The sequence below is a fragment of the Paramagnetospirillum caucaseum genome (genome assembly GCF_000342045.1).
GTDB classification, from domain to species: domain Bacteria; phylum Pseudomonadota; class Alphaproteobacteria; order Rhodospirillales; family Magnetospirillaceae; genus Phaeospirillum; species Phaeospirillum caucaseum.
The window spans coordinates 17,617-39,814 of sequence record NZ_AONQ01000035.1 but is presented as its reverse complement, the minus strand read 5'-3'; the positions used below and the strand labels follow the sequence as shown (position 1 = coordinate 39,814).

The window sequence follows — 22,198 nt, the reverse complement described above, 5'->3', positions numbered from 1 at the left end:
GCCCGGCGTCTGAGGGACAGCATATGACCACTACCATCATCGCCATCGACGGACCGGCCGCCGCCGGCAAGGGAACCCTGGCGCGGCGTCTGGCCGCCCGGCTGGGCTTCGACTATCTCGACACCGGCCTGATCTACCGCGCCGTCGGCATGAAGCTGGCCCGCGCCGGCCTCGACCCTGCCGATATTCCCCTGGCCGAGCAGGCCGCCCGGGACCTCTCTCCCGCCGATCTGGCCGCCGATGACCTGCGCATCGACGAGGCGGCCCAGGCGGCCTCGAAAGTGGCGGCCATTCCCGGCGTCCGCACCGCTTTGCTCGACTTCCAGCGCCGCTTCGCCGCCTTTCCGCCGGGCGGCAAGGGCGCCGTGCTCGATGGCCGCGACATCGGCACCGTGGTCTGCCCCGAGGCGGGCGTGAAGCTGTTCGTCACGGCCAGCGTGGAAAAAAGGGCCGAGCGGCGGCTGAAAGAGTTGCAGGAAAAGGGCCTGGGGGCTATATACGGCACCGTCCTGGCCGACATGCGGGAACGCGACGAGCGCGACAGCAACCGCGCGGTCGCCCCGCTGATCCCGGCCCAGGATGCCGCCGTACTGGATACGTCCGACCTCGACGCCGATCAGGCTTTCGCCGCCGCGCTCGAGATCATTGGCCCCAAACGGTAGCGTTTAGAGCAAGCTGACGCCGCCCGGGCGAGTCCTGGGCGGTGGTTTTGTTTTTCGAGAAACGTCCTCTTTTTACCCAAAGACCGCCGGATTCAACCGGCAGGCCGGAAAGACACGATACGAAAGGAACTTCCCCAACAATGACCAATACCGCTATTGCGCAGGCCGTCGACGATTTCGCCGCCCTGCTGGACGAGACCCTCGGTGTGGGCGGCTCGTTCGAAGGCTCGGTGATCACCGGCACCATCGTCGAGGTTGATGGCGACTGCGCCGTGATCGACGTGGGCCTCAAGTCCGAGGGCCGCGTCCCCCTGAAGGAATTCGCCACCGCCGGCCGCGCCGCCGACATCAAGGCCGGCGACCAGGTCGACGTGTTCGTCGAGCGCTATGAAGACCGCAACGGCGAGGTTGTCCTCAGCCGTGAGAAGGCCAAGCGCGAGGAAGCCTGGACCCTGCTGGAGAAGTCGTTCGAGGCGCAGCAGCGCGTCACCGGCGTGATCTTCGGCCGCGTCAAGGGCGGCTTCACCGTCGATCTGTCGGGCGCCGTGGCGTTCCTGCCGGGCAGCCAGGTCGACATCCGCCCCGTGCGCGACATCACCCCGCTGCTGGGCACCCCCCAGCCCTTCCAGATCCTCAAGATGGACCGTTCGCGCGGCAACATCGTGGTGTCCCGCCGCGCCGTGCTGGAAGAGACCCGCGCCGAGCAGCGTTCCGAGCTGATCGAGAACCTCAAGGAAGGCCAGATCCTCGAGGGCGTGGTCAAGAACATCACCGATTACGGTGCGTTCGTGGACCTGGGCGGCGTCGACGGCCTGCTGCACGTCACCGACATCGCCTGGAAGCGCATCAACCACCCGTCCGAGGCGCTGCACATCGGCCAGACCGTCAAGGTCCAGGTCATCCGCTTCAACCCGGAAACCCAGCGCATCTCGCTCGGCATCAAGCAGCTTGACGCCGATCCGTGGGAGGGTGTCGAGGCCAAGTACCCGGTCAACGCCAAGTTCTCCGGCCGCGTCACCAACATCACCGACTACGGCGCGTTCGTCGAGCTGGAGCCCGGTGTCGAGGGTCTGGTGCACGTCTCCGAGATGTCGTGGACCAAGAAGAACGTCCACCCCGGCAAGATCGTCTCCACTTCGCAGGAAGTCGAGGTCATGGTGCTGGACGTGGATCCCCAGAAGCGCCGCATCAGCCTGGGCCTCAAGCAGACCATGAACAACCCGTGGGAAGGGTTCCTGGACCGCTTCCCCCAGGGCACCCTGGTCGAAGGCGAGATCAAGAACATCACCGAGTTCGGCCTGTTCATCGGCCTGCCCGGCGATATCGACGGCATGGTCCATCTGTCGGATCTGGATTGGGCGACTCCCGGCGAGCAGGCCATCCAGAACTTCAAGAAGGGCGACGTGGTCAAGGCCAAGGTTCTCGACGTCGACGTCGAGAAGGAGCGCATCAGCCTCGGCATCAAGCAGCTGGGCGCCGACCCCTATCAGGACGCCGTGGCGTCCATCAAGAAGGGCGACGTGGTCACCTGCACCGTGACCCAGGTCACCGAGAACGGCCTGGAAGTCACCGTCGAGGGCATGACCGGCTTCATCCGCAAGTCCGAGCTGTCGCGTGAACGTTCCGAGCAGCGCCCCGAGCGCTTCGCGGTCGGCGAGAAGCTCGACGCCAAGATCACCGCCTTCGAGAAGGCGGCGCGCAAGATCACCCTGTCGGTGAAGGCGCGCGAGGTCGAGGAAGAGAAGCAGGCCATGGCCGAGTACGGTTCGTCCGACTCGGGCGCCTCGCTGGGCGACATCCTGGGTGCCGCCATGCGCAAGGCCCAGGAGAAGGAGTAATCCTCCTCTTCCGGCTGAGCCGTTAATAGGGAAGGCCCGGTACCGCAAGGTGCCGGGCCTTTTCTTATGCTTGCTCCCCTGCCCCAGCGCGGCCCTCCGGCCGCTTGGCCGCCGCCTCAATGGCGGGGCTGGCCACCGTACCGGAGCGCGGACGTCCCGCCCACCCTACCGCCCGTAGACCCGGCGGATGCGCTCCTTGAAGTTCCGCACCACCTTGTGCTCCATGGCCGGCAGGGTCATGGCGGCCATGGAGTGCAGCATGGGCGAGCGCAGTTCCATCTTGTAGCTGGCCTCGACCCGGCAGCCCTCCTCGCCCAGGGGCGCGAACTCCCAGATCAGCCGGAAACGGCGGAACGGGCCGTCCTGGGAGGTGATGGTCAGGCGCTCCGGCGGTTCCTCCAGGGCCTGGGAGGTGAAGCGGGCCTGCATGGGCCCCAGGCCGAACAGGTTGTCCACCTCGATGCGGTCGCCGTCGCGTGCCCGGATGCGGGCCTGCTGGCACCAGGGCAGGAAGCGGGGATAGGATTCGATGTCCACCGCCAGGGCGTAAAGCTCCTCCGGCGTGTGGCGGGGCACGTCGATGCGCCAGCCGCCCTTCAAGGCATGCATGGCGGACTCAGCGGGTCAGGTTGCGGATGTTGCGCACGAAGATGTTGAGCAGGCCGCGGATGAACGGGTCGGCCTTGGCCAGCTTCTCGCGGAAGGTATCGCGCGAGATGATGATGCACGACACGTCGGACAGCGCCTTGGCGGTGGCCATGCGCGGCTGGTCGTCCACCAGGGCCATTTCACCGAACAGCTCGCCCTTGCCGATGGTCGCCAGCGTCATGCCGTGCTTGATGATCTCCACCTGCCCGTCCTGGATCAGATAGGCGCGATCGCCGCTGTCACCTTCATTGAAGATCTTCGCCCCGGCATAAAAGACTTTGCGCTCGAGAATCCTATCGTTACGCATGCCTGCCACCCCAGCCTTTACGATACGACTTTATTCGTGTTCGGCGTCCGAGTCACTCTCGAAGGCGTATATCAGGTAATCACCTTGACCCCATACCTCAACCACCGTCCTTCGCCATCGACAGAAGGGCGGGGGCGGGCATAGACTTTGCCGATGATCGCGAGGGCAGCGCCATGAACAACGACGACCGCGCCAGGGGGTTGGCCCGCCTGCGGGCGCTGATGGCCATGACCACCGTCAACGGCTGCACCGAGGAGGAAGAGCTGGCGGCGGCGCGCATGGTCGCCAAGGCGGTCGAGCAGTTGGACGGAAATCCTGTCGCCGCGCCGGCCACCGATCCCTCCTGGGCGGCGCGCGAGCGCGACAACCCGCAATATCAGCTGCTGCTGGAGAAGAACACCCTCGAAGGCATGCTGAAGACCACCCTGCAGGAACTGGCCCTGGCCCACATCAACACCGTCTCGCCGGCCAAGCGCAACCTGCGCGGCCAGCCGGTGGAATGGGTGCGTACCACCGAGCTGATGCTGCCCTATTTCAACATGATGCTGGGCAGCGCCGGCGCCTCGCGCCTGGCCCGCGGCATCGTCGAGGGCATGGTCGAGGAACTGATCCTCGACGGCCTGCTGCCCGACGCCCTGGCCATGCCCCGGGAGTGATCCCGGGCCATCGGCCCCAGGCGGGTATGGGCGACAGCCCACGCTGCCCCGTCCCAAACAAAAAGCCCCGGGCCATCGGCCCGGGGCTTCCGTCTTGTCCGATGGAACCGGCTTAGCGCACGAAGACCTGCACCTCGCCGCCCGCCACCGCCGGGCTGGTGGTGGACGAGGTCCGCACCCGGCTGGCCGGCAGGTTCATGTTGGTCAGCGAACGCAGCACCGAATCGGCGTTGCGCTTGGCGTTGGTGGCGGCCAGGGCCTGGGTGCCGGGGGTGTTGCCCACCGGCGACACGGCAACCACGTCGAAGGTGGCGCTGGGACGGCGGTCCAGCGCGCTCTTGATGGCGGCATAAAGCGCCGGCTCGTAATTCACGTTGGGCTTGTCGAAGCGGATGGTCACCAGCGGGGCCTCGCCCGAGGCCAGGGTGCGGGCCGGGCCGGTGCTCTCGTAGCTGGCGTTGACCCGCGAGGTCAGGCCGCCGGCGAACAGGGCGCCGTTCTTGATGCCCAGCGCCAGGGTGTTGAGGTTCTGCTTCTCCGAGGCGACGTACTGCTGCTGGCGGATGGAATCGCTGGTCAGCTCGGACAGCAGGCGCTCGACCATCACCACGGTGCGGTTGGTCTCGTCCTCGAGGATGCGCAACTGGCGGTGATCCTCGTCCACGGCGCCGGACAGCGAGCGGGCCGAGCGCACGGAATCCAGCAGGAAGCCGGCCATGGTCGACGACGCGGTCACGTCGTTGGTCAGGCGGTTCATCTTCAGCACGTCGTCGGTGATGCGGTCCAGTTCGCCCTGGGCGGCGTTCCACTGCTGGGTCAGCACCGGGTTGCCGGGGGTGGTGCCCACCTGCAGCCGGGCGTTGATGGCGGCGACGGTGCCGTGATAGCGCTGCGAATCCTGGACGGTCTCGTTCCTGATCTGCTGCAGCGACTGGTTCTGGCGGGCCAGGGTCGCCTGCAGTGCCTGGAGGTCGGCACGCAGCGCCATGACCTTGCCGCCGACGAAGGTGCCGGTGGGCGAGCCGGCGGTCACGCCGATGGGCTCATAACTGCCGGTTCCCATGGCGGGCGGGACCTCGCCGGCCACACCCTCGCCTTGGGCGGGAGCGACGGTTCCCGAGGTCGGAAACAGCACGTCCTCGGCAAACGAGCATCCGCTTGCCAGGAGGACCGCGCACAGGGCGGCGGCATGGGTCTTTTTCAGGGCCATGGGGATTGCTGATCCTTTGGGTCGCCAGTTCGGACAAGTACCGGCGGGAGCGGACTTCTGTAATCCACGAATGAATGTCCAGATTGCCCCCGCAAACTTTGGGGCGGATTTTACGCAAATGCCCATCCCGCCACAAGTACGCATTTCGATAAGTGGTACATTCGCAAGGCCCGAGTCCACAGGGTTTTGCGGTTTTTCCAGCGGTGAAAATTCACGCTTGCGGGCTGCCGGGGGTTTGTGTATGGTCCGCGTCCTCGCCGGGGGACATCCCGACGGAAAGTGCGCCCGTAGCTCAATTGGATAGAGCACCAGACTACGAATCTGGGGGTTGGAGGTTCGATTCCTTCCGGGCGCGCCACTTTCCTTAAAGCTTTACAAGCCCTTAGCCAACAAGACCCGCCCCTGACCAGGAGTGGGTCTTTTGCTTTGGCGACACCGCCCCGCCTAGCTGACCGGCATGCCGTCGCGGCGCGCCAGGACCTCGTCCAGGCAGGCCACGTCGCCCATGAAACCGCCATTGGGGGCGCGCACCGCATAGTGGGCCACGACCATGCGCCCCTTCTCCTCGTAGAGAAACAGGTCCAGCGTGCAGGCCTTGACCCGGTACTGCCAGATCTCGGCCGGCGGGTCGCGGCGGATGAAGCCCGGGCTTGCCCAGGGCCCGCCGGACGGCGCCGGCGCTCATGCCCTTCAGGGCCGACGGCGCCATGGTGCCGGGAGCGGGCGGCGTCATCAGCGCCAGTTGCTCCTCGTTCTCGGCGCCCGGCGCGCCGGTGACCGGGCCGCCCCCCGTGGCCGAGCCCCCGGCGCCGTTGCAGGCGGCCATCAGGAGCAGGAGCAAAGCCGAAGCAAAACGCCTGATCATTCTTTCCTCAGCGACTGGAAGACGTGGGTCATGAACGCGGCGGCCACCACCGGGGCAGTGAGGTTGAGCAGCGGAATCTGGAACAGCAGGTTGATCACCGCGCCGCACAGCCACAGCCGCCCGAGATTGTTGCGGAACGCTCCGCGCATGGCGGCGGGCTCGAGGCGCCGCGCCGCCACCATCTCGAAATACTCGCGGCCCAGCAGGTAGCCGTTGACCGCGTAGTTGAGGATGATGCCCAGCCCGAAGAACAGCAGCGCCAGATAGAACGGCGCCGCCACCATGGTGACCAGCACCATCGCCAGCAGGAAGCGCGAGGCCAGGCCGAGGATTTCCCCCCAGCCCATCTGCCGCGCCGGACCGAGGCCGGGATAGTGCTCCGCCTCGACGATGTCGGCCACGTCGTCGAGCCAGAAGCTCATGACGAAGGTGGCCACCGCCGAGAAGAACAGCATGGGCAGCACCAGCGCCGTCAGCCCCAGCGCGGCGTCGGCCCCCGTCTCGGCCCAGGAGTTCTCGAACCAGCGCACGTTGCGCAGCACCGCCGCCGCCGCCAGGGCCAGCCCGACCCAGCAGGCCAGCGCCGCCGCCACGCCCATCTTGAGGATACGGCGCAGGCGCGGATCGCTCAGTTGGGCGAAGGCCTTGTAAAGGGCGGCGGGGATGCTCATGGCTCGCGACGGTGGAATGGCGGGGAAACGGTCGATTCAAGCACGCTCCGGGCCATTCGCCAAGCGTCAAGGCGGTTTTTGTTGTTTATGGCGGCTCCATGGCTATACTGCGCCGCAAAATTGCCTCTGGAAATGGCGCACCTGCGCCCGGGGCACCGACTTTCCTTGCGAGAAGGCCCGTATTGAGCCATGGCGGACAAGACCATTCACGTCGCCGGTATCGGCAACGCGATCGTTGATGTGCTGGTGCATGCCGATGACCTGCTGCTGCATCGTCTCGGCCTGACCAAGGGGGTGATGACCCTGATCGACGCCGAGCAGGCCGAGTCCATCTATGCCCAGCTGCCGCCGGGCATCGAGTGCTCGGGCGGGTCCGCCGCCAACACCATCGCCGGCATCGCCGCCCTGGGCGGCCGCGCCGCCTATGTGGGCAAGGTCAAGAGCGACCAGCTGGGCCAGGTCTTCCGCCACGACATCCGCAATTCCGGCGTCCATTTCGAGACCCCCGCCGCCGATGGCGGCCCGTCCACGGCGCGCTGCTTCGTGCTGGTCACTCCCGATGCCCAGCGCACCATGCTGACCTATCTGGGCGCCTGTATCGACCTGGGGCCCGACGACGTGGATACCGGCCTGATCGCCGGCGCCGAAATCACCTATCTCGAGGGTTATCTCTACGACCCGCCCGAGGCCAAGCGCGCCTTCCTCAAGGCGGCCACCACCGCCCACGGCGCCGGCCGCCTGGTGTCGCTGTCGCTGTCCGATCCCTTCTGCGTCGACCGCCACCGCGACGCCTTCCTCGACCTGGTCTCCGGCCATGTGGACATCCTGTTCGCCAACGAGGCCGAGCTGTGCTCGCTCTACCAGACCACCTCGTTCGACGACGCGGTGCGCGCCGTGCGCGGCCATTGCCGCATCGCCGCCGTGACGCGGGGCGACAAGGGCTCGGTGGTGGTGACCGAGGACGAGATTCAGGTGGTCGCCGCCGACGACATCGACCAGCTGGTGGACACCACCGGCGCCGGCGATCTCTACGCCGCCGGCTTCCTGTTCGGCTTCACCCAGGGGCGCGACCTCGCCACCTGCGCCATGCTGGGCGGCATCGCCGCCGGCGAAATCATCTCCCATTACGGCGCCCGGCCCGAGCGTTCGCTCAAGGATCTGGCCCGCGCCAAACTGGGTCCCCATATTTTCGAAAATCTCCGGTAAGAACGAGTCCCATGGAACTGCGCAACATCGCCATTATCGCCCACGTCGACCACGGCAAGACCACTCTGGTGGATGCCATGCTGCGGCAATCGGGAACCTTCCGCGAAAACCAGCAGGTGGCTGAACGCGTGATGGATTCCAACGACCTGGAAAAGGAACGCGGCATCACCATCCTGGCCAAGTGCACCTCGGTCGAGTGGAAGGGCGTGCGCATCAACATCGTCGACACCCCCGGCCACGCCGATTTCGGCGGCGAGGTGGAACGCATCCTGTCCATGGTGGACGGCGTGGTGGTGCTGGTGGACGCGGCGGAAGGGCCCATGCCCCAGACCAAGTTCGTCACCGGCAAGGCGCTGGGCCTCGGCCTGCGCCCCATCGTGGTGGTCAACAAGGTGGATCGCGGCGACGCGCGGCCCCACGAGGTGCACGACGAGTGCTTCGACCTGTTCGCGGCGCTGGACGCCGACGACCACCAGCTGGACTTCCCCACCATGTTCGCGGTGGGCCGCGACGGCTGGGCCGACGATTCGCTGGAAGGCCCGCGCAAGGACCTGTCGGCGCTGTTCGACCTGATCGTCGCCCATGTGCCGCCGCCCAAGCGCGACCTGGAGGCGCCGTTCTCCATGCTGGCCACCACGCTCGAGGCCGATCCCTATCTCGGCCGCGTGCTGACCGGGCGCATCTATTCCGGCACCGCCAAGCTGAACATGCAGGTCAAGGGCCTGTCCCATGACGGCCAGGTGCTCGAGAACTTCCGCATGAGCAAGCTGCTGGCCTTCCGCGGCATCGAGCGCGTGCCGGTGGAATTCGCCGAGGCCGGCGACATCATCGCCATCGCCGGCATGACCAAGCCGACCGTGGCCGACACCATCTGCGCCCCCGAGGTCACCGAACCCCTCAAGGCCAATCCCATCGACCCGCCGACGCTGGCCATGACCTTCTCGGTCAACGACAGCCCGCTGGCCGGCCAGGAAGGCGACAAGGTCACCTCGCGCATGATCGGCGCCCGTCTGGCCCGCGAGGCCGAGTCCAACGTCGCCATCCACATCCGCGAGACCGCCGGCAAGGACGCCTTCGAGGTGTCGGGCCGTGGCGAGCTGCAGCTGGGCGTGCTGATCGAGCAGATGCGCCGCGAGGGCTTCGAGCTGTCCATCTCGCGTCCCCGCGTGCTGTTCCAGCAGGATGAGAACGGCAAGCGTCTCGAACCCATCGAGGAAGTGTTCATCGACGTCGACGAGGAATACTCGGGCGCCGTGGTGGAAAAGATGAGCCTGCGCAAGGCCGAGCTGACCGGCATGCGCCCCTCGGGCGGCGGCAAGACCCGCATCACCTTCCTGGCTCCGGCCCGCGGCCTGATCGGCTATCACGGCGAGTTCCTCACCGACACCCGCGGCACCGGCCTGATGAACCGCATGTTCCACGGCTACGCCCCCTACAAGGGCGCCATCGAGGGCCGGCGCAACGGCGTGCTGATCTCCAACGGCCAGGGCGACGCGGTCACCTACGCCCTGTGGAACCTGGAAGAGCGCGGCGCCATGTTCATCACCGGCAACGTCAAGATCTACGAGGGCATGATCATCGGCGAGCACAACCGCCCCAATGATCTCGAGGTCAACGCGCTGAAGGGCAAGCAGCTCACCAACGTCCGCGCCTCGGGCAAGGATGAGGCGGTCAAGTTGACGCCGCCCCGCAAGATGAGCCTGGAACAGGCCATCGCCTATATCGAGGACGACGAACTGGTGGAAGTGACCCCCAAGTCCATCCGCTTGCGCAAGCGCCTGCTCGACCCCAACGAGCGCAAGAAGGCCGACCGCGCCGCCAAGAACGACTGAACGAAAAGGGCGGCCCTGGGGCCGCCCTTCTTCTTCGCGTATCCACGCCCCTTATGAAACGATTCGGGGCGCCATCCTTGCGGAAGGCGCCCCGAACCGGTTCGTTCCCTTGGAAGACGAGGGAACCGTGAACTGAATTCCTCAGCCGTCCACCCGGACGATGACTTCCACCCGGCTGATGTTGAAGCCCTCGGGGGCGTCGGGCACCTTGGACACGGCGATCAGGTCGCCGGGGATATCGCACAGCTTGCCGCTCTTCTCGTAGAAGAAATGATGGTGGTCGCTGGTGTTGGTGTCGAAATAGCTGCGGCCCGCATCCACCACGATCTCGCGCAGCAGGCCGGCATCGGTGAACTGGTGCAGCGTGTTGTAGACGGTGGCCAGTGACACCCGGATGCTCGACGACAGCGCCTCGGTGTGCAGCTGCTCGGCCGAGATGTGGCGGTCGCCGCCGTCGAACAGCAGCCGGGCCAGGGCCAGACGCTGACGGGTGGGGCGCAGGCCCACGGCGCGGAGCCGGTCCAGGGCGTGGCTGTAGGGACGAACGGTGATCATGGTCATGGTGGCAACCGCCCTTTCGGGGTGGGATGGAATTGATCTATCTCAACGCTAACATGGAGTTCTTCAAGAAATAAAGTCCCTTAACGCCAATTTTTATGGGGGTTAAGGCTTTGGTATTAGCGGATTAGTCCTAAGTGCCATTTTTCATACATGGTTACGGGCGGCAGGCGTTTCCATAGGCCTCGATGCGGCCGCGCAACGGTTCGGGAATGGGTACCGCCTTGTTCTGGGTGAAATCGGTGATGCAGCCGACATAGCGGGCGCGGAAATGGAGGGTGCCGTCGGCGGCCACGCCCTCGATGATGAAATTGATGCTGGCCGTGCCGATCTTATCGACCAGCACCCGCACCTCCAGCTCCAGGCCGGGGGACATGGGCACCAGGTAGTCGCATTCGGCGTGGACGGTGGGCGAGCCCATGTTGTCGCGGCGGTTCATGGTCGGCCAGTCGATGCCCATGGGACCGGCGTACCAGCGCTCGATGGCCTCGGTGCAATAATCGAAGACGCGCGGCGTGTAGAGGATGCCCGCCGGGTCGCAATCGCCCCAGCTGACCCGTCTCGGGATGGAAAACACGCTCATGGACCCCGGCCTCGCTGAAATCGGTATCGCAGTGCCGATTATCCGCCGGGTTGGCCCCGCCCGTCAAACCTGTTCGATGGCTTCCCAGGGAAACACCAGCCAGGTCTCCTGTTCCACGTCGGCGACGCAGGTGTCCACCATGGGCTTGCCCGAGGGCTTGGCGTAGAGGGTGGCGTAGTGGCCGCCGGGCAGCATATCGCGCACCGCCTGGGCGGTTCGGCCGGTGTCCACTAGGTCGTCCACCACCAGCCAGCCGCCGCCGTCGCCCTGCACCCGCTTGAGCACTTCCAGGTCGTGGCGGGTGCTTTCGTCGTAGCCGGCGATGCACACGGTGTCCACCTGGCGGATATCCAGCTCGAGGGCCAGGATGGCGGCGGGGACCAGCCCGCCGCGGGCGATGGCGATGATGCCGGCGAACGGCCCCTTGTCCCTGAGCCGCCGGGCCAGCTGGCGCGAAACGGCGTGGATTTCCTCCCAGGACAGGGAGCGGGTACAGGAAAAGGCGGGGTCGATATCCATGGAACGGCGGCCGGATGATGATTGAGTGGTATCGCCACTCTGGACGGCGGGCGGCATTTTCGCAACAATCGCCCTGCCACAAAAGGACCCGCCCGATGCTTCATTCGCCCATGGCCCGCCGGGGCATGGTGACCTCGCCCCACCACCTCGCCTCCCAGGCGGGGCTGGCCGTGCTGCGCGACGGCGGCACCGCCATCGAGGCGGCCATCGCCGCCGCCGCGATGCTCGGCGTGGTCTACCCCCATATGACCGGACTGGGCGGCGACGCCTTCTGGCTGATCGCCGAACCGGGCAAGCCCCCCGTCTCCATCGACGGTTCGGGCGCCGCCGGGGCCAAGGTCGACCAGGAGTTCTACCGCAAGGCCGGCCACAAGCGCATCCCGACGCGCGGCCCCCTGGCCGCCGCCACCGTGGCGGGCGCGGTGTCCAGCTGGCAGCTGGCGCTGGACGTCTCCGGCCATTGGGGCGGGCGGCTGCCGCTGCGCCGCCTGTTCGAGGATGCGGTGTTCGCGGCGCGGGAAGGCTTCGCCGTGTCGCGCCACCAATCGGCCGCCACCCTGCGCAATCTGGCCGAATTGCGCCGCCAGCCCGGCTTCGCCGAAACCTTCCTGGCCAAGCGCAAGGCGCCCGCCGCCGGTTCCGTGCTGCGCCTGCCGGCCCTGGCCGACACGCTGGAGCGTCTGGCCAATGCCGGCCTCGATGACTTCTACCGCGGCGAGGTGGCCCGCGCCGTGGCCGCCGGGTTGCAGGCCGCCGGCTCGCCGCTGCGCGCCGAGGACATGGCCCGGCACCGCGGCATGCGCCGCCGGCCGCTGTCGCTCAGCCTGCCATGCGGCCACCTGTTCAACACCGCGCCGCCCACCCAGGGGCTGGCCTCGCTGATCCTGCTGGGCCTTTACCAGCGCCTCGGCGTCGCCGAGGCCGACGGCTTCGACCATATCCACGGGCTAGTGGAAGCGGCCAAGCTGGCCTACCGCATCAGGGACGCCCACGTCACCGATCCCTCGCGCATGTCCATCCACGCCACCACCTATCTGGAGGACGGAATCCTCGACCGCATGGCCTGGGAGATCGACAAGGCCAAGGCCAGCCCACTGCCCGGCGCGGCGGGCGAGGGCGACACCGTCTGGCTGGGAGTGATCGACGGTCAGGGCCGCGCCGTCAGCTTCATCCAGAGCCTGTACCACGCCTTCGGCTCGGGCGTGACGCTGCCCGGAATCGGGTTGGTCTGGCACAGCCGGGCCAGTTCGTTCAGCCTCGACCCCCTGCACCGCAATTCCCTGGAGCCCCGGCGGCGGCCCTTCCACACCCTGTCGCCCGGACTGGCGCGGCTGAAGGATGGCCGCACCATGGTCTACGGCACCATGGGCGGCGACGCCCAGCCCCTGATCCAGGCGGGGATCTTCACCCGGGTGGCGCTGTACGGCCAGGGGCTGCAGCAGGCGGTCTCGGCGCCGCGCTGGTGCCTGGCCCGCGCCCTGGACGGTGCCGCCGCCCCGTCCGGCATCCAGCTGGAGAACCGTTTCGACGCCGGGGTGATCCAGCGCTTGACGGCGGTGGGGCACAATGTCCAGGTGGTGGGGGAGTGGGATTCCCTGCTGGGCCACGCCGGGGCGCTGATGCGCCGCGCCGACGGCGTCATCGAGGGAGCCGCCGACCCCCGCGCCGATGGCGTGGTGGCGGCATTTTGACGAGAGGATCAGGACCACATGGCTACCATTGTGCTGAAACACGTTGCCGAGGACAGGACCAATGACCGCGAGATCGTCGATACCGGGGCCGCCATGTTCGGCCTGGGGGGCGACAACGTTCATTGCGGCGTCTGCGGCCGCGAGATGATGCACGACGTCCCCATCCGCACCATCAAGGTCAACCTGCTCTACCGCTGCGCCGGCTGCGGCTCGCTGAACGAGCTTCCGCCCGGCGCCTAGAAGGAGTCCGTCCATGAAGCTTTATTACAAGGCGGGCGCCTGCTCGCTGGCGTCGCACATCGCCCTGGAAGAGGCCGGCATCCCCTATGCCCTGGAGGCCGTCGACCTGGAGGCCAAGAAGACCGAGTCGGGCGGCGATTTCCTCGCCGTCAACCCCAAGGGCTATATCCCCGCCTTGGTCATCGACGACGGCGCCGTGCTGACCGAGGGCGTGGCCATCCTGCTGCGCATCGCCGCCATGGCCCCGGAAAAGGGGCTGGCCCCGGCGGTGGGCACCCAGGATTACATGAAGCTGCTGGAATGGCTGGTGTTCATCGCCACCGAACTGCACAAGCCGGCCGGTATCCAGTTCAACCCGGCCATGCCCGAGGACGGCAAGACGGCGCTGAAGACCGTCCTGGGCCGCCGCCTCGACTACCTGGACAAGGCGCTGGGCAAGGGGCCGTTCCTGATGGGCGAGCGCATCACGGTGGCGGATTTCTACCTGTTCACCGTGTTCTCGTGGCTGCCGCGCCTGAAGATCGACACGGCGGCCTGGCCCCATGTGGCCGCTCATTTCGAGCGCATCAAGGTCCGCCCCGCCACCCAGGCGGTGCTCAAGGCCGAAGGACTGGCCTAGAAAATGGCGGCCGGGACGGCCGCGCTCCATGCCTCGGAGCGCGGGCATCCTGCCCGCATTGGAGTGGCTCAGAACCCCGCCAGCGCCCGCACCTCGCCCGGCGTGCGCCCCGCCTCGCGCAGCGCCCGCAACGTCAAGGACTTGTCCCGCTTGGCATAGCGCCGCCCGTGCTCGTCGGCGAGCAGGCGGTGATGGTGGTAATCCGGCACCGGCAGGCCCAGCAGGGCCTGCAGCAGGCGGTGCACATGGGTGGCGTCGAACAGGTCCTCGCCCCGCGTCACCAGGGTCACCCCCTGCAGCGCGTCGTCCACCGTCACCGCCAGATGGTAGCTGGCCGGGGTATCCTTGCGGGCCAACACCACGTCGCCGAACATCTCCGGCCGCGCCTCCTGCCCGCCCCGCCCGCGGTCATGCCAGGTCAGACGCCCGACCCGCCGCACCGCGCCGCCCACGTCGAGGCGCAACGCGAAGGGCTGGCCGGCCTCGCGGCGCTCCCTTCGCTCGCCCTCGGACAGCTGGCGGCAATGGCCGGGATAGAGCGGCCCGTCGGGGCCGTGGGGGGCATGGCCGGCGCCTTCCACCTCGCGGGCGATATCCTTGCGGGTGCAGAAGCAGGGATAGAGCAGCCCCATGCCCTCCAGCCGGTCCAGGGCGGCGCGGTAATCGTCGAAATGTTCCGACTGGACGCGCACCGGCCGTTCCCACTCCAGGCCCAGCCAGGCGAGGTCGGTAAGAATGGCCCGGGTGAATTCGGGGCGGCAGCGGGTGCGGTCGATATCCTCGATGCGCAGCAGGAAGCGCCCATGGGCCGCCCGCGCCCCGGCGACGGCGAACAGGGCGGAATGGGCGTGGCCCAGATGCAGTTCCCCGGTGGGGCTGGGGGCGAAGCGGGTGATGGTCACAAGTTGTCGCTAGCTTTGGCGGGACAGTTGCGGCGAACCATACCATAATGCCGCCAATTCCATTCGTCAGGAGCCGTCATGTCCAACCCGTCGCCCGTCAAACTGTCCGGCCCCTCGGTGGAACCCGCCTCGGGCGGCCCCGCCGCCCAGCTGGTGGTGCTGCTGCACGGCGTGGGAGTGGACGGCTCGGACCTGATCGAGCTGGCGCCGTTCTTCGCCTCCATCCTGCCCGACGCCGCCTTCGTGGCGCCCGACGCCCCCTTCGCCTTCGACATGGCCCCCTTCGGCCGCCAGTGGTTCAGCCTGCAGGACCGCAGCATCCCCGCCATCTCCGCCGGGGTGCGCGCTACCGCCCCCATCCTCGAGGCCTATATCGACGAGCAGGTGGCCCTGTGGGGGGTGCAGCCCGCCGACGTGGCGCTGATCGGCTTCAGCCAGGGGACCATGATGGCGCTGCACGTGGCCCTGCGCGCCGCCACCGCCCCGGCGGCGGTGGTGGGCTTTTCCGGCGCCCTGGTCGATCCCGACGCATTGCCCAGGGAGATCACCGCCCGCCCCCGCACCCTGCTGATCCACGGCGCCGACGACGAGGTGGTCAACCCCAACTGCCTGCAGGCCGCCGAGCAGGCGCTGACCGCCGTGGGCGTGCCGGTGCTGACCGAACTGCGTCCCGGCCTGGGCCACGGCATCGACGGCCCCGGCGCCGAGATGGCCATGGGCTTCCTCGGCCAGGTATTCGGTATTTCCGCCTGACGCCAGACCGCCATTGAGGGCGGCAACAAATCACCGAAACATCACGAAAAGGGGTATGGAACAACAATAGCGAATACTATATTTTGTGAAGGTCTCTCGTTAGGAAGGGAGAGGGGTTTGGTCGCATTCGACAGCCATCCTGCCCTGGTGCTGAACGCCGATTTCCGGCCGCTCAGCTACTTCCCCCTGTCGCTGTGGTCCTGGCAGGATTCCATCAAGGCGGTGGTGTCGGACCGGGTGGCGGTGGTGTCCCAATACGACCGCGTCATCCATTCCCCCAGCCAGTCGCTCCGCCTGCCCAGCGTCATCGCGCTGAAGGAATTCATCCCGGCGGCGCGCCGGCCCGCCTTCACCCGCTTCAACGTCTTCCTCCGCGACCGCTTCTCCTGCCAGTATTGCGGGGAGTGGTTCCCCACCCACGACCTGACCTTCGACCATGTGCTGCCGCGCTCGCGCGGCGGGCGGACCACCTGGGACAACGTGGTCACCGCCTGCGCGCCGTGCAATCTGAGAAAGGGCGACCGCCTGCATTCCGAGGTGGGCCTGGCGCTGCTCAGCCGTCCCGGCCCGCCCTCGGTCCACCAGTTGCAGGAGAACGGCCGGGCCTTTCCGCCCAACTACCTGCACGAATCCTGGCGCGACTTCCTGTACTGGGACAGCGAGCTGGAGCCGTTCTGATTCCACATGCCCTCGGGCACCGGGCGGCCCCTTGGGCCGAACCAAAGCTCGGCGACCGAGCTTTGGCGTATATTCCTCAGGGCACCGAAAATTGCCAGCCGAACCAGCGCCAGCGGCCTTCCAGGGTCGGCAGGGTGCAGTTGAGCCGTCCACGGCCCGGGGGAATGGGCTTGGACATGCGCACCTCGACGCGCGGCCCCAGGCGCTCCACCTTGACCTGCCCCTGGTGCGAGGCGAAGCACGACAGCCCGTCGATGCCCGGCACCTCCTCGGCCAGGGTGAAGCCGAAGGCCGGGGGATTGGCCTTGATGGCCGGGTCTTCCGGAGTGATGTCCACCGCCGGCAGCGGCAGGGCGCGCGCCGCCAGGCGGAAGCGCTGCAGGTCGCCATAGGCCGAGCTTTGGGCGAAACGGGGCAGGAAGAAGGGATCGCCCTTGGCCCAGGCGGCGCCGGAATGCTGGCCGAAGGCGGCGGCGAAGCCGGAACGGCGAAGCACGTCGCCGGCCTCGGCGCTGGCGTCGCCCCACGGCCAGGCGAACAATTCGCTGCCCCGCCCCAACTCCTTGTGCAGGCGGGCGCCGGCACGGGCCAGGTCGGCGGAAATCTGCTCGGGCGGCGCCCTGGACAGGCGCAGGCGGGCCGCCCCCTGCAACCCGATCCCCAATCCGGCGGCGGCCAGTTCGCGGATCTGGCCCCAACTCATGACCTCGGGGCCGCCGCGATCCACCTCGTCGGTGGCCAGGAACAGGGTGACGGGCAGCCCCGCCTTGCGCAGCAGCGGCCAGGCCCGGTCGTGAAAGCCGGCCGAGGCGTCATCGACGGTGATGGCCACCGCCTTGTCGGGCAACGGCCGGCCGGCCCGCAGCGCCGAGACGATCTCGGCCAGCGGCAGCACCGCGTAGCCGCCGGCCTTCAGTTCCGCCACATGGATGGCCAGAAGCTCGGTGGTGGTGTTGAGGGCGGGCACCCGCTCGTCGTCGAAGCGATGGTAGACCAGCACCACGGCGGACTCGGCGGCCCACGCCTTGCTGCCGGAAAGCGGCGCGGCCACGGCCGCCGCCAACCCCAGCAACAGCGCCAAGACAACAGACTGTTTCACAACGGCCCCCTGTTGGGCGCCGCCCCCGGCGCCTACATTGTCGATGTTTGCCGCATTCGCGGGTGAAAACACAAGAGGAGAGGCGGACATGGGCGACATTCTCGACGACCGGGCGCGGAGCATCCTGTTCCAGGCGGCACGCACCCACTCGAAATTCAAGGACACGCCGGTACCCGACGACGTGCTGCGCCAGGCCTGGGACCTGGCCCGCATGGGACCGACCAGCGCCAATTGCCAGCCGGCCCGCATCGTCTTCGTGCGCTCGCCCGAGGCCAAGCAGCGCCTGAAGCCCGCCTTGGCCCCCGGCAACCTGGACAAGACCATGGCGGCCCCGGTCACCGCCATCATCGGCCACGACATGGAATTCTACGAGCGCCTGCCGGTGCTGTTCCCCCACGCCGACGCGCGCTCGTGGTTCTTGGGCAACGAGACGATGATCCAGGGCACCGCGTTGCGCAACGGCACCCTGCAGGGCGGCTACTTCATCCTGGCGCTGCGCGCCCTGGGCCTGGATTGCGGCCCCATGAGCGGCTTCGACAACGCCAAAGTGGACGCAGCCTTCTTCGCCGGCACCCCGATCCGCTCCAACTTCCTGATCAATATCGGCCACGGCGATCCCGCCGGGCTGTACCCCCGGGGGCCGCGGCTGGATTTCGCCGAGGCCTGCCGGATCGAGTAAGGATCAGCAGAGCGTCAGCCGCCGAACACCTTCTTCAGCAGGTCGGTGGAGCGGCTGGCCGGGTTGGTGCGGATGGCCGCCTCTTCCTGGCCGAGATAGTTGAAGATGCCCGACAGCGCGTAGTCGAGCACGTGGTCGGTCAGCATGGAGGGACCGGATTTCAGCGCGTCGCCCACCAGGGGCAGGCCCTTGGCGGCGCCGGCCATGCCGGAATAGGACTGCACCGCGCCCGATTGCGCGACGGTGCTGTCCACCACCGGCCGCATGGCGGTGCGCAGATCAGGGCTCATGGTGCGCTTGAAGTACTGGGTGGCGGCGTCCTGGGGGCCGTTGAGAATGCCGCGCGCGTCGTCGAGCGTCATCTTCTGCACCGCGTCCCAGAAGATCTGCCTGGCCTTGGGGGTGGCGGCCTCGGCGGCGCGGTTGAGCTTCAGCTCCAGGTCGTCGACCATCTGCGACTTGCCGGCCAGGGCCAGCGCCTGCTTCACGCTGGCCAGCTTGTCGGGCAACGGAATGTGCACCGCCGGATCGGCGTTGAAGCCGTCGGCCCGGCCCAGCCGCCCGGTGACCTTGTCGGCGGCGACGCGCAGCGCCTCCTTGAGGCCGGAACCGATCTCGGAGGTGGACAGCGACGCCCCCGCCCCGCCGCCGCCCGGCGAGGCGCCGCCGGCCCGCTGCTCCAGTTCCTGCTTGATCATGCCCTTGCCCAGGTCCATCAGGCCGCCCTGGGCCAGAACCGGTGAGGCGCAAAGCAGCACGGCCGCGGCGCCCAGGCACGCGGTCTTGGTGAAAATGGTCATTTTCAAGCCTCCAGGATCTGCAGGATGCCGCCGTCGGGACCGAAGCAGGCGGCGGTCAGCGTGCCGCCCTGGCCGGAGCCGGAATCCAGGGTGGCGGCGAAGGGGCCGAACATCGTCCCGCCATGCCGTCGGTCGGCGCCGCGCACCACCAGCCTGAAGCCGGAATAGGGCTCGTCCATACCGGCAAACAGGCTGGAGCCCCACCAGAAGGCGTCCACCTGGGCCGAGAGCGGCCGGGTGGGATCGAGGCCGGCATGGGTGAACAGCAGCGTGTTGTCGTCGGTGAAGGCGGCGTGCTTCAGCACGCTCATCAGCGTGGTGTGGCCGTCGTGATTGCGCATGGTCTGGCGCAGTTGGCTGGTCCAGCGGGTCAGCGCCAGGATGCCTTCGCGGATGGCGTTGCCGCCGTCTTCCACCGTGCCGCCATAGGCGGCGACGGTGGGCGCGATGCCGTGGTCGACCATCCAGCGCAGCACCTCGGCGGGATTGGGGGCGAACTGCAGCTGCAGCAGCTTCTGCCACATCTCTTCCTGGGTGCCGCGCAGATAGGCCACGTCGTCCACCCCGACGCCGGGGGTGGCGATGAAGGCGCGGCGAAAGGTCAGCAATTCGTCGACGGTCTGCAGCACCGGGGCGCCGCAGCCGAGATAGTCGCCGAGATAGACCAGCTGGTCGCCGGGGTGCAATTCCCGGCCCAGGCGAGCGTGCAACGCGCACAGACGGGCATGCTCGCCCCGAATGGCGGCGACGGCCCAGATACGGCCGCCGCCCCTCAGGGTGGCGAAGACATTGGAATCAGCCAGAGTCGTAGACGGCCGTTCGGCTTCGACGTTCATCAATCCGCTCGGTTCTGCCAACCGGACGACATGGTCGCAGCCGACGCGTTAAACATCAAGCCGCTTCGAGCAGGCCCTGCAGCTTCTCGGTCGCCGCCTGGGTGTCGATGCGCTCCACCGCCGCCAGTTCGGACGCCAAGCGCTCCAGCGCGGCCTCGTAGATCTGGCGCTCGGAATAGGACTGGTCGGGCTGATTGGCGTTGCGGTGCAGGTCGCGGACCACCTCGGCGATGGACACGGGGTCGCCGGAATTGATCTTGGCCTCGTATTCCTGGGCGCGGCGGCTCCACATGGTGCGCTTGACCTTGGCGCGGCCCTTCAGGGTGGACAGCGCGGTATCCATCACCGAGCGGGACGACAGCTTGCGCAGGCCCGACTTCTGGGCCTTGGTCACCGGGACGCGCAGCGTCATGCGGTCGCGGTCGAAGGTGATGACGAACAGCTGCAGCTTCATGCCGCCGATTTCCTGGGTTTCGACGGCCACGACCTGACCGACGCCGTGGGTCGGGTAGACCACATAATCGCCCTGGGTGAAAGAAACGATCGTCATCTTCAACAATTCCCTCGACAGAAGGTCTGGATCCGGCAAAAGCGCCCGATACGCCCAACCAAGAAACGAAAGATACTCGCCAGCCGCGCCCTTGACGGGCTGGTGCAAATCTCGCAGCTTGTCTTGGTGGGCGAACTCCCGCCCCGATGGCTATGCCAGTAAGCTGTCCGTCGGCACAGTTCGACGGACTTGCCCTTATAGCACAGGCGCCCTCTGTGAAGAACAGGAAAATTCCCCGAGGCCCTGCGTTTCCGCCATATCTCCATGCGCAAACGCCGCCCCACGACCCTGGGGGCCATGGGGCGGCGCCGGCCACAATATCTTGCGGAAAGCTCAGCGGCCCGGATTGGGCGACAGCAGCTTGGTCTTGTCGGGCTTGCCCTTCCACTCGTCGGCGTCGGCCGGGGCGTCGCCCTTGCGGGTGATGTTCGGCCAGGAACCGGCGTACTGGCGGTTGGCGTCGGTCCAGGCGGCGGCCTTGGGATCGGAATCCGGGAAGATGGCCTCGGCCGGACATTCCGGCTCGCAGACGCCGCAATCGATGCATTCGTCGGGGTTGATCACCAGGAAGTTCTCACCCTCGTAGAAGCAGTCCACCGGGCAAACTTCGACGCAGTCCTGATACTTGCACTTGATGCAATTCTCGGTGACGACGTAAGCCATGTCGTTCTCCAATATCCCTTGAAACGGTGATGCGGCGGGCAAGGCGTGCCTTCCGCCGGAAGAAAATCCGGCGGAAGCGATAGCACAGTCACCCCCGGCGGCTCAACCCCGGCGGCGAAAGGGGTATCGCGGCCTTACGGCACCGGGTTGCGCAGCTTGACCGGCGTCCGCTTGCCGCGGCGCGCCACCAGATTGAGGACCTCGATACCCAGCGAGAAGGCCATGGCGAAGTAGATGTAGCCCTTGGGCATGTGGAAACCGGTGCCGTCGGCCACCAGGGTGGCGCCGATCAGCAGCAGGAACGACAGCGCCAGCATCTTGATGGTGGGATGCCGGGTGATCAGGGCGGACAGCGGATTGGCGGCGACCACCATCACGGCCGAGGCCAGGATGACGGCGGCGACCATCACCCACAATTCGCTGGCCATGCCCACGGCGGTGATCACCGAATCCAGCGAGAAGACGATGTCGAGGATGGCGATCTGCACCACCACCGAGGCCAGCCCGGCCTGGGTCACCTTGGCGGCCGTGCCGTTTTCCCCGTCGGCCGGAACCGGCTCCTCCTCGCCTTCCAGGCTGCCGTGGATCTCGTGGGTGGCCTTGGCCACCAGGAAGGTGCCGCCGGCGATCAGGATGATGTCGCGCCAGCTGACCGGATGGTCCCAGACCACGAAGACCGGCTCGACCAGTCCGACGATCCAGCTGAGCGACCCCAGCAGGGCGAGGCGGGTCACCACCGCGAAGGCCAGACCCAGGCGCCGTCCCAGCGGGCGCAGCCGCTCGGGCAGCCGGTTGGAGATGATGGCCAGATAGACCAGATTGTCGATGCCGAGCACGATCTCGAGCAGCGACAGGGTCGCTAGGCTGAGCCATATCTCGGGGTCGGAGAGCCAGGCCATCATCATGAACGTCCTCGATACTTCGTTGGGCTGGGCGGAATGTAGGGGATTTGCGCGGGGAATCCACTCCGATGTCGCCTAAATTCCCGGTAACCTTCGGGACGCCGTTTCCGAGAAATGGGTTTTGACCGCGGCCCCAACCCCCGATACCATTGCCTCCACAGGTATTTTTCATTGTCCCCGGCCCCCGTGTTGGCCGGGAGAGGGCCCAAGGGTGACACGCAGCAACGATTC

General features: G+C 67.4%; 25 protein-coding genes and 1 tRNA gene. 12 read left to right on the top strand and 14 right to left on the bottom strand.

Going from position 1 to position 22,198, the window contains the following annotated elements:
- Nucleotides 1–23 precede the first annotated feature (23 nt).
- Both cmk and rpsA read left to right on the top strand, forming a co-directional pair.
- Nucleotides 24–662 carry a (d)CMP kinase gene (gene cmk, locus H261_RS13505; protein ID WP_008618453.1) on the top strand — a complete coding sequence of 213 codons (639 nt, stop codon included), beginning with the start codon at nt 24–26 and terminating at the stop codon, nt 660–662.
- 140 nt (nt 663–802) lie between these two features.
- The gene (gene rpsA, locus H261_RS13500; protein WP_008618452.1) at nt 803–2,500 is read left to right on the top strand and encodes a 30S ribosomal protein S1; all 1,698 of its coding nucleotides are present in this window, start codon (nt 803–805) and stop codon (nt 2,498–2,500) included.
- A gap of 165 nt (nt 2,501–2,665) precedes the next feature.
- Here the strand turns inward: rpsA and H261_RS13495 are convergent, their stop codons facing one another.
- Together H261_RS13495 and H261_RS13490 are read right to left on the bottom strand one after the other, a co-directional pair.
- Nucleotides 2,666–3,109 (bottom strand): type II toxin-antitoxin system RatA family toxin, encoded by a 444-nt coding sequence (locus tag H261_RS13495; protein ID WP_008618451.1) that lies wholly within the window; start codon nt 3,107–3,109, stop codon nt 2,666–2,668.
- A 7-nt stretch (nt 3,110–3,116) separates the two neighbouring features.
- Nucleotides 3,117–3,455 (bottom strand): cyclic nucleotide-binding domain-containing protein, encoded by a 339-nt coding sequence (locus H261_RS13490; RefSeq protein WP_008618450.1) that lies wholly within the window; start codon nt 3,453–3,455, stop codon nt 3,117–3,119.
- Between the two features lie 173 nt (nt 3,456–3,628).
- On the opposite strand from H261_RS13490, the gene H261_RS13485 reads away from it, so the two are divergent.
- Nucleotides 3,629–4,111 (top strand): hypothetical protein, encoded by a 483-nt coding sequence (locus H261_RS13485; protein ID WP_008618446.1) that lies wholly within the window; start codon nt 3,629–3,631, stop codon nt 4,109–4,111.
- A 112-nt stretch (nt 4,112–4,223) separates the two neighbouring features.
- Here H261_RS13485 and H261_RS24535 read toward each other — a convergent pair whose 3' ends face one another.
- A complete protein-coding gene (locus tag H261_RS24535; protein ID WP_008618445.1) occupies nt 4,224–5,321 on the bottom strand; it encodes a hypothetical protein in 1,098 nt (365 codons plus the stop codon).
- A gap of 281 nt (nt 5,322–5,602) precedes the next feature.
- Here H261_RS24535 and H261_RS13475 point away from each other — a divergent pair.
- A tRNA-Arg gene (locus H261_RS13475) sits at nt 5,603–5,679 on the top strand.
- 503 nt (nt 5,680–6,182) lie between these two features.
- Here H261_RS13475 and H261_RS13470 read toward each other — a convergent pair.
- Nucleotides 6,183–6,857 carry an EI24 domain-containing protein gene (locus H261_RS13470; RefSeq protein ID WP_008618443.1) on the bottom strand — a complete coding sequence of 225 codons (675 nt, stop codon included), beginning with the start codon at nt 6,855–6,857 and terminating at the stop codon, nt 6,183–6,185.
- A 189-nt stretch (nt 6,858–7,046) separates the two neighbouring features.
- Here H261_RS13470 and H261_RS13465 point away from each other — a divergent pair, with 189 nt between their 5' ends.
- On the top strand, nt 7,047–8,063 hold the full coding sequence (locus H261_RS13465; RefSeq protein ID WP_008618442.1) for an adenosine kinase: 1,017 nt from the start codon (nt 7,047–7,049) through the stop codon (nt 8,061–8,063).
- Between the two features lie 11 nt (nt 8,064–8,074).
- Nucleotides 8,075–9,895 (top strand): translational GTPase TypA, encoded by a 1,821-nt coding sequence (gene typA, locus H261_RS13460; RefSeq protein WP_008618441.1) that lies wholly within the window; start codon nt 8,075–8,077, stop codon nt 9,893–9,895.
- A gap of 141 nt (nt 9,896–10,036) precedes the next feature.
- Here the strand turns inward: typA and irrA are convergent, their stop codons facing one another.
- From irrA to gpt, 3 genes are all read right to left on the bottom strand, one after another.
- A complete protein-coding gene (gene irrA, locus H261_RS13455) occupies nt 10,037–10,456 on the bottom strand; it encodes an iron response transcriptional regulator IrrA (protein ID WP_008618440.1) in 420 nt (139 codons plus the stop codon).
- A 154-nt stretch (nt 10,457–10,610) separates the two neighbouring features.
- Nucleotides 10,611–11,036: an acyl-CoA thioesterase gene (locus tag H261_RS23410; protein WP_008618439.1), complete on the bottom strand. Its 426-nt coding sequence runs from the start codon at nt 11,034–11,036 to the stop codon at nt 10,611–10,613.
- A gap of 63 nt (nt 11,037–11,099) precedes the next feature.
- A complete protein-coding gene (gene gpt, locus H261_RS13445) occupies nt 11,100–11,555 on the bottom strand; it encodes a xanthine phosphoribosyltransferase (protein ID WP_008618438.1) in 456 nt (151 codons plus the stop codon).
- A gap of 95 nt (nt 11,556–11,650) precedes the next feature.
- Between gpt and H261_RS13440 the strand changes: the two genes are divergently transcribed.
- The 3 genes from H261_RS13440 to gstA are packed head-to-tail and all read left to right on the top strand — an operon-like array spanning nt 11,651 to nt 14,105.
- The gene (locus H261_RS13440; RefSeq protein WP_008618437.1) at nt 11,651–13,246 is read left to right on the top strand and encodes a gamma-glutamyltransferase family protein; all 1,596 of its coding nucleotides are present in this window, start codon (nt 11,651–11,653) and stop codon (nt 13,244–13,246) included.
- A gap of 18 nt (nt 13,247–13,264) precedes the next feature.
- Nucleotides 13,265–13,486: a hypothetical protein gene (locus H261_RS13435; RefSeq protein ID WP_008618435.1), complete on the top strand. Its 222-nt coding sequence runs from the start codon at nt 13,265–13,267 to the stop codon at nt 13,484–13,486.
- 13 nt (nt 13,487–13,499) lie between these two features.
- Nucleotides 13,500–14,105 carry a glutathione transferase GstA gene (gene gstA, locus H261_RS13430; protein ID WP_008618434.1) on the top strand — a complete coding sequence of 202 codons (606 nt, stop codon included), beginning with the start codon at nt 13,500–13,502 and terminating at the stop codon, nt 14,103–14,105.
- Nucleotides 14,106–14,173: 68 nt separating this feature from the next.
- Here gstA and gluQRS read toward each other — a convergent pair whose 3' ends face one another.
- Entirely contained in the window at nt 14,174–15,007 is an 834-nt protein-coding gene (gluQRS, locus tag H261_RS13425) for a tRNA glutamyl-Q(34) synthetase GluQRS (RefSeq protein WP_008618427.1), read from the bottom strand.
- 78 nt (nt 15,008–15,085) lie between these two features.
- On the opposite strand from gluQRS, the gene H261_RS13420 reads away from it, so the two are divergent.
- Nucleotides 15,086–15,760 carry an alpha/beta hydrolase gene (locus H261_RS13420; protein WP_008618426.1) on the top strand — a complete coding sequence of 225 codons (675 nt, stop codon included), beginning with the start codon at nt 15,086–15,088 and terminating at the stop codon, nt 15,758–15,760.
- A 117-nt stretch (nt 15,761–15,877) separates the two neighbouring features.
- On the top strand, nt 15,878–16,438 hold the full coding sequence (locus tag H261_RS13415; RefSeq protein WP_008618425.1) for an HNH endonuclease: 561 nt from the start codon (nt 15,878–15,880) through the stop codon (nt 16,436–16,438).
- Nucleotides 16,439–16,514: 76 nt separating this feature from the next.
- Here H261_RS13415 and H261_RS13410 read toward each other — a convergent pair whose 3' ends face one another.
- Nucleotides 16,515–17,537 carry a polysaccharide deacetylase family protein gene (locus H261_RS13410; RefSeq protein ID WP_161625034.1) on the bottom strand — a complete coding sequence of 341 codons (1,023 nt, stop codon included), beginning with the start codon at nt 17,535–17,537 and terminating at the stop codon, nt 16,515–16,517.
- 88 nt (nt 17,538–17,625) lie between these two features.
- On the opposite strand from H261_RS13410, the gene H261_RS13405 reads away from it, so the two are divergent.
- On the top strand, nt 17,626–18,216 hold the full coding sequence (locus H261_RS13405; protein ID WP_008618423.1) for a malonic semialdehyde reductase: 591 nt from the start codon (nt 17,626–17,628) through the stop codon (nt 18,214–18,216).
- Nucleotides 18,217–18,230: 14 nt separating this feature from the next.
- Here H261_RS13405 and H261_RS13400 read toward each other — a convergent pair whose 3' ends face one another.
- The 5 genes from H261_RS13400 to H261_RS13380 form a co-directional block, all read right to left on the bottom strand.
- Nucleotides 18,231–19,016, bottom strand: a complete 786-nt coding sequence (locus H261_RS13400; protein WP_008618422.1) for a DUF4197 domain-containing protein — start codon at nt 19,014–19,016, stop codon at nt 18,231–18,233.
- Nucleotides 19,017–19,018: 2 nt separating this feature from the next.
- Nucleotides 19,019–19,852, bottom strand: coding sequence for a hypothetical protein (locus tag H261_RS13395; protein WP_008618420.1), 834 nt, complete (start codon nt 19,850–19,852; stop codon nt 19,019–19,021).
- A gap of 55 nt (nt 19,853–19,907) precedes the next feature.
- Nucleotides 19,908–20,402 (bottom strand): CarD family transcriptional regulator, encoded by a 495-nt coding sequence (locus H261_RS13390; RefSeq protein WP_008618419.1) that lies wholly within the window; start codon nt 20,400–20,402, stop codon nt 19,908–19,910.
- 333 nt (nt 20,403–20,735) lie between these two features.
- A complete protein-coding gene (fdxA, locus tag H261_RS13385) occupies nt 20,736–21,065 on the bottom strand; it encodes a ferredoxin FdxA (RefSeq protein ID WP_008618411.1) in 330 nt (109 codons plus the stop codon).
- A 134-nt stretch (nt 21,066–21,199) separates the two neighbouring features.
- A complete protein-coding gene (locus tag H261_RS13380) occupies nt 21,200–21,970 on the bottom strand; it encodes a TerC family protein (RefSeq protein WP_008618408.1) in 771 nt (256 codons plus the stop codon).
- Nucleotides 21,971–22,198: the final 228 nt, after the last annotated feature.

What these genes read in the sequence shown, in the direction of transcription:
- cmk (WP_008618453.1), top strand. Translation starts at nt 24, where the DNA reads ATGACCACTACCATCATCGCCATCGACGGACCGGCCGCCGCCGGCAAG.
- rpsA (WP_008618452.1), top strand. Translation starts at nt 803, where the DNA reads ATGACCAATACCGCTATTGCGCAGGCCGTCGACGATTTCGCCGCCCTG.
- H261_RS13495 (WP_008618451.1), bottom strand. Translation starts at nt 3,109, where the DNA reads ATGCATGCCTTGAAGGGCGGCTGGCGCATCGACGTGCCCCGCCACACG.
- H261_RS13490 (WP_008618450.1), bottom strand. Translation starts at nt 3,455, where the DNA reads ATGCGTAACGATAGGATTCTCGAGCGCAAAGTCTTTTATGCCGGGGCG.
- H261_RS13485 (WP_008618446.1), top strand. Translation starts at nt 3,629, where the DNA reads ATGAACAACGACGACCGCGCCAGGGGGTTGGCCCGCCTGCGGGCGCTG.
- H261_RS24535 (WP_008618445.1), bottom strand. Translation starts at nt 5,321, where the DNA reads ATGGCCCTGAAAAAGACCCATGCCGCCGCCCTGTGCGCGGTCCTCCTG.
- H261_RS13470 (WP_008618443.1), bottom strand. Translation starts at nt 6,857, where the DNA reads ATGAGCATCCCCGCCGCCCTTTACAAGGCCTTCGCCCAACTGAGCGAT.
- H261_RS13465 (WP_008618442.1), top strand. Translation starts at nt 7,047, where the DNA reads ATGGCGGACAAGACCATTCACGTCGCCGGTATCGGCAACGCGATCGTT.
- typA (WP_008618441.1), top strand. Translation starts at nt 8,075, where the DNA reads ATGGAACTGCGCAACATCGCCATTATCGCCCACGTCGACCACGGCAAG.
- irrA (WP_008618440.1), bottom strand. Translation starts at nt 10,456, where the DNA reads ATGACCATGATCACCGTTCGTCCCTACAGCCACGCCCTGGACCGGCTC.
- H261_RS23410 (WP_008618439.1), bottom strand. Translation starts at nt 11,036, where the DNA reads ATGAGCGTGTTTTCCATCCCGAGACGGGTCAGCTGGGGCGATTGCGAC.
- gpt (WP_008618438.1), bottom strand. Translation starts at nt 11,555, where the DNA reads ATGGATATCGACCCCGCCTTTTCCTGTACCCGCTCCCTGTCCTGGGAG.
- H261_RS13440 (WP_008618437.1), top strand. Translation starts at nt 11,651, where the DNA reads ATGCTTCATTCGCCCATGGCCCGCCGGGGCATGGTGACCTCGCCCCAC.
- H261_RS13435 (WP_008618435.1), top strand. Translation starts at nt 13,265, where the DNA reads ATGGCTACCATTGTGCTGAAACACGTTGCCGAGGACAGGACCAATGAC.
- gstA (WP_008618434.1), top strand. Translation starts at nt 13,500, where the DNA reads ATGAAGCTTTATTACAAGGCGGGCGCCTGCTCGCTGGCGTCGCACATC.
- H261_RS13420 (WP_008618426.1), top strand. Translation starts at nt 15,086, where the DNA reads ATGTCCAACCCGTCGCCCGTCAAACTGTCCGGCCCCTCGGTGGAACCC.
- H261_RS13405 (WP_008618423.1), top strand. Translation starts at nt 17,626, where the DNA reads ATGGGCGACATTCTCGACGACCGGGCGCGGAGCATCCTGTTCCAGGCG.
- H261_RS13400 (WP_008618422.1), bottom strand. Translation starts at nt 19,016, where the DNA reads ATGACCATTTTCACCAAGACCGCGTGCCTGGGCGCCGCGGCCGTGCTG.
- H261_RS13395 (WP_008618420.1), bottom strand. Translation starts at nt 19,852, where the DNA reads ATGAACGTCGAAGCCGAACGGCCGTCTACGACTCTGGCTGATTCCAAT.
- H261_RS13390 (WP_008618419.1), bottom strand. Translation starts at nt 20,402, where the DNA reads ATGACGATCGTTTCTTTCACCCAGGGCGATTATGTGGTCTACCCGACC.
- fdxA (WP_008618411.1), bottom strand. Translation starts at nt 21,065, where the DNA reads ATGGCTTACGTCGTCACCGAGAATTGCATCAAGTGCAAGTATCAGGAC.
- H261_RS13380 (WP_008618408.1), bottom strand. Translation starts at nt 21,970, where the DNA reads ATGATGATGGCCTGGCTCTCCGACCCCGAGATATGGCTCAGCCTAGCG.